This is a genomic window from Mesorhizobium sp. M7A.F.Ca.MR.362.00.0.0, from assembly GCF_004023175.1.
In the GTDB taxonomy this organism is placed as follows: Bacteria; Pseudomonadota; Alphaproteobacteria; order Rhizobiales; family Rhizobiaceae; genus Mesorhizobium.
In genome coordinates this window covers 1-3,974 of the sequence record NZ_RZTF01000468.1, presented here as the reverse complement: position 1 = coordinate 3,974, position 3,974 = coordinate 1, and the positions used below count along the sequence as shown (strand labels likewise).

The window sequence follows — 3,974 nt, the reverse complement described above, 5'->3', positions numbered from 1 at the left end:
CGTCGAAGGGCATCGGGCTGGTCGCGGCACCGCCGCCGGACGCCGGTGCGGAATCGGCAAGCAGCACCATGTCCAGGCCCGCTGCTTCGGCCTTTTGCACGAAACCAGTCAGGCGGCTGAATCCCGGTTCCGGCGATGGATCGGCGATCCCCGGAAACAGCGAAACGGCAAGATGCATTGTGGCGCCGCTGTCCATCGATGGTGCCTGCGAGACGAAATACCACCCGAACTATGTTCGCCACTTCAGGGGATGGCAACCGCTGGCGCTGGGCCAACCGCCGGTCACGTGGAGGCCAGCATTATTTCCCAGCCAACAGATCGTTGATCAGTCGCTGGCAGCGCTCGGCCATGAAGTCGAGCAGCAGCCGCACTTTTGGATCCTGCAGCTTCTTGTGCGGATAGACGGCGGCGAACTGCACCGGTGTCGGCGGCGTGCTGCTCAGGATCACCTTCAGCCGCCGGTCGCGGATGAACGGCTCGACCTCAAAGCGCGGCTTGTTGATGATGCCGCGGCCTGAAAGCGCCCAGCCGGTCAGCACGTCGCCATCGTCGGTGTCGTAGGGTCCGTGTACCTCGAACTTCTGCGGGCCCGTGGGGGTCTGCAGCGTCCACACATATTCGCGCGCGCCGGAATAACGCAGCATCAGGCAGTCGTGCTTCTTGCCGATCAGTTCCTGCGGCTCGATCGGTTCGCCGCGCGCCTCGAGATATTTCGGCGCCGCCACCAGCACGCGCTCGCATTCCATGATGCCGCGCATCCTGAGGCTGGAATCCTCGATGATGCCGAGCCGGAAGGCGACATCGATGCCTTCCTTCATGATGTCGACATTGTGGTCCGAAAGCCTCAGCCTCACCTCGATGTCTGGGTATTTGTCGTGAAAATCGGGAATGCCCGAGGCCACCAACCGACGGCCGAGGCCCAAGGGGGCGGTGACGCGGATGGTGCCGCGCGGCTGGCCGGATAGCGCCGAGACCGCGGCTTCCGCTTCGGTGATCGCCTCCAGCACCTGCTTTGCGCCCCCGTAAAAAACCGTGCCGTGCTCGGTCGGCATCAATTGCCGCGTCGTGCGGTTGAACAGACGCACGCCCAGGTGCTTCTCCAACTCCTTGATGCGGTTGGAGGCGACCGCCGGCGAAATCCGCATGTCGCGCCCGGCCGCCGACAGATTGCCGAGTTCGACGACACGAACGAAGACGGCAATGTTGTCGAGATAGGCCATGCGGTTTAGTGGCTTTCCTGAGGCCGCCTTCGGGCGGCTCCCATCCTGCTGCGTGTGACTACCCTAGTATTTTCCATTTTTTTTTGAAAGTCATCGTGCACCTCACCTCTTTCCGTTTGCGCGCCACACCGTAAAGTCACCCGATCGGCAGGGACGACTTCAATGATGGATTTCGCGATTTTCTGGGACTGGCTGAGTTTTGCCGTGCGCTGGCTGCACGTCATCACCGGCATCGCCTGGATCGGCTCGTCCTTCTACTTCGTCGCGCTCGACCTTGGCCTGCGCCAGCGTCCGGGCATGCCCGTCGGCGCCTTCGGCGAGGAATGGCAGGTGCATGGCGGCGGCTTCTACCACATCCAGAAATATCTCGTGGCACCAGCCGAAATGCCGGAACACCTGACCTGGTTCAAATGGGAATCCTACGCCACCTGGCTGTCCGGCTTCGCCATGCTGTGCGTCGTCTACTACGCCGGAGCCGATCTGTTCCTGATCGATCCCAACGTGCTGCCGATGTCGGTGCCTACAGGCATCCTGCTGTCGCTGGCAACGATCGGCGTCGGCTGGGTGGTCTATGATCTGCTGTGCCGCTCGCCGCTGGGAAAAAGCGATACCGGCCTGATGCTGGTGCTCTACTGCGTGCTGGTGTTCATCGCCTGGGGGCTGACGCACCTGTTCACCGGCCGCGCCGCCTTCCTGCATCTGGGCGCCATCACCGCCACGATCATGTCGGCCAATGTCTTCATGGTTATCATCCCAAACCAGAAGATCGTTGTCGCCGACCTCATCGCCGGCCGCAAGCCCGATCCGAAATATGGCAAGATCGCCAAGCAGCGTTCGCTTCACAACAATTATCTGACGCTGCCGGTGCTGTTCCTGATGCTGTCGAACCACTATCCGCTGGCGTTCGGCACTGAGTTCAACTGGGTCATCGCCTCGCTGGTGTTCATCATCGGCGTGCTGATCCGGCACTATTTCAACTCGATCCATGCCCGCAAGGGCAATCCGACCTGGACCTGGATGGCGGCACTCGTCCTGTTCATTGTCATCATCTGGCTGTCGACCGCGCCGAAGGTGCTGACCGGCGAACCCAGGGAATCGGCATCGGCGCAAATCTATGTCGCTTCGGCGCATTTCCCGGCCGTACGCGACACCGTGCTCGGCCGCTGCTCGATGTGCCATGCGGCGGAGCCGGTCTATGAGGGCATCTATCATGCACCGAAGGGCGTGATGCTCGACACCGATGCCGACATCGCCAATCACGCCCGAGAGATCTATCTGCAGGCCGGCCGCAGCCACGCCATGCCGCCCGCAAACGTCTCGCAGATCACCGACAAGGAACGGGCGCTGCTGGTGGCCTGGTTTGAAGGCGCGAGGAAATAGCATGACCTCGACACTCCTGCGCGGCCGCACGCTTTCCTTTGTGCGCTGGCCGCAAACCATCGACGATCATGCCGCCTGGCGCTACGAGGAGGATGGTGGCCTGCTGATCCGCGACGGCAGGATCGTCGCCGCTGGCACCTATGCCGATGTTGAAAAGCAAGCCGGCGAGGTAGCGAAAAAAATCGACCACCGGCCGCATCTGCTGCTGCCCGGCTTCATTGACGCGCATGCGCATTTTCCGCAGATGCAGATCATCGCCTCCTATGGCGCTGAGCTGCTCGACTGGCTGAACACCTACACCTTTCCGGAAGAGACGAAGTTCGCCAACGCGCAACATGGCCGCCGTATCGCGCGGCTGTTCCTCGACGAGATGGTGCGCCACGGTACAACGACGGTCGCCGCCTACTGCTCGGTGCACAAGGCTTCGGCGGAGGCCTTCTTTGCCGAATCGCATGACCGCAATATGCTCAACATCGCCGGCAAGGTGATGATGGATCGCAATGCGCCCGACGGCGTGCTCGACACACCGCAATCGGGTTACGACGACACGAAGGCGCTGATCAAGGAGTGGCATGGCAAGGGACGGCAGCTTTATGCCATCACGCCGCGCTTCGCCATCACCTCGTCGCCGGAGCAGATGGAGATGGCGGCCGCGCTGTGCCGCGAACATCCCGATTTGCACATGCAGACGCATCTGTCGGAGAACCACGCTGAGATTGCCTTCACGCAGGAACTCTACCCGTGGTCGCGCGACTATACCGACGTTTACGAGCACTACGGGCTGTTGGGCAAAAAGAGCCTGTTCGGGCACTGCATCCATCTCTCGGAGCGCGAAGCGGATGCGCTTTCCGACAGTGGCTCGGTGGCGGTGTTCTGCCCGACTTCCAACCTGTTCCTCGGCTCCGGCCTGTTCGATTATCAGCGCTTTCGTCGCCGCGACAAGCCGCTCCGCATCGCCGCCGCCACCGATGTCGGCGGCGGCACCAATTATTCGATGCTGCGCACCATGGACGAGGGCTACAAGGTGATCGCGCTGAACGGCGAGAAGCTCAACCCGTTCCAGTCCTTCTGGCAGATGACGCGTGGCAATGCCGAGGCGCTGTCGGTGGCGGAAAAGATAGGCACGCTGGACGAGGGCACCGATGCCGACATCGTCGTGCTGGACGCCAGGGCGACGCCGGCGATGCGGCTCAGGATGGAAACGGTCGAGACGCTGGCGCAGGAACTGTTTCTCCTGCAGACGCTTGGCGACGACCGCACCGTGCGCGAGGTTTATGTGGCGGGGCGCGCAGCGAAGGCGGATATGATCGCGGGGTAAGACCCCCTCACCCGGATTGCCAACCGAATTGCGAAGGGCAATTCGGGACAATCCGA

Annotated in this window: 3 protein-coding genes and 1 pseudogene; 2 read left to right on the top strand and 2 right to left on the bottom strand. The window is 62.2% G+C overall.

Annotation, left to right across the window (positions count from 1 at the left end; genetic code table 11):
• Both EOC06_RS44120 and EOC06_RS33180 read right to left on the bottom strand, forming a co-directional pair.
• Positions 1-196: pseudogene (locus EOC06_RS44120) on the bottom strand (nitrilotriacetate monooxygenase); the annotation flags it as partial.
• 103 nt (positions 197-299) lie between these two features.
• Positions 300-1,220: a LysR family transcriptional regulator gene (locus EOC06_RS33180; protein ID WP_027039874.1), complete on the bottom strand. Its 921-nt coding sequence runs from the start codon at positions 1,218-1,220 to the stop codon at positions 300-302.
• 162 nt (positions 1,221-1,382) lie between these two features.
• Between EOC06_RS33180 and EOC06_RS33175 the strand changes: the two genes are divergently transcribed.
• Both EOC06_RS33175 and guaD read left to right on the top strand, forming a co-directional pair.
• Entirely contained in the window at positions 1,383-2,600 is a 1,218-nt protein-coding gene (locus tag EOC06_RS33175) for a urate hydroxylase PuuD (protein ID WP_128309781.1), read from the top strand.
• A 1-nt stretch (position 2,601) separates the two neighbouring features.
• Positions 2,602-3,918, top strand: a complete 1,317-nt coding sequence (gene guaD, locus EOC06_RS33170; protein WP_128309780.1) for a guanine deaminase — start codon at positions 2,602-2,604, stop codon at positions 3,916-3,918.
• Positions 3,919-3,974: the final 56 nt, after the last annotated feature.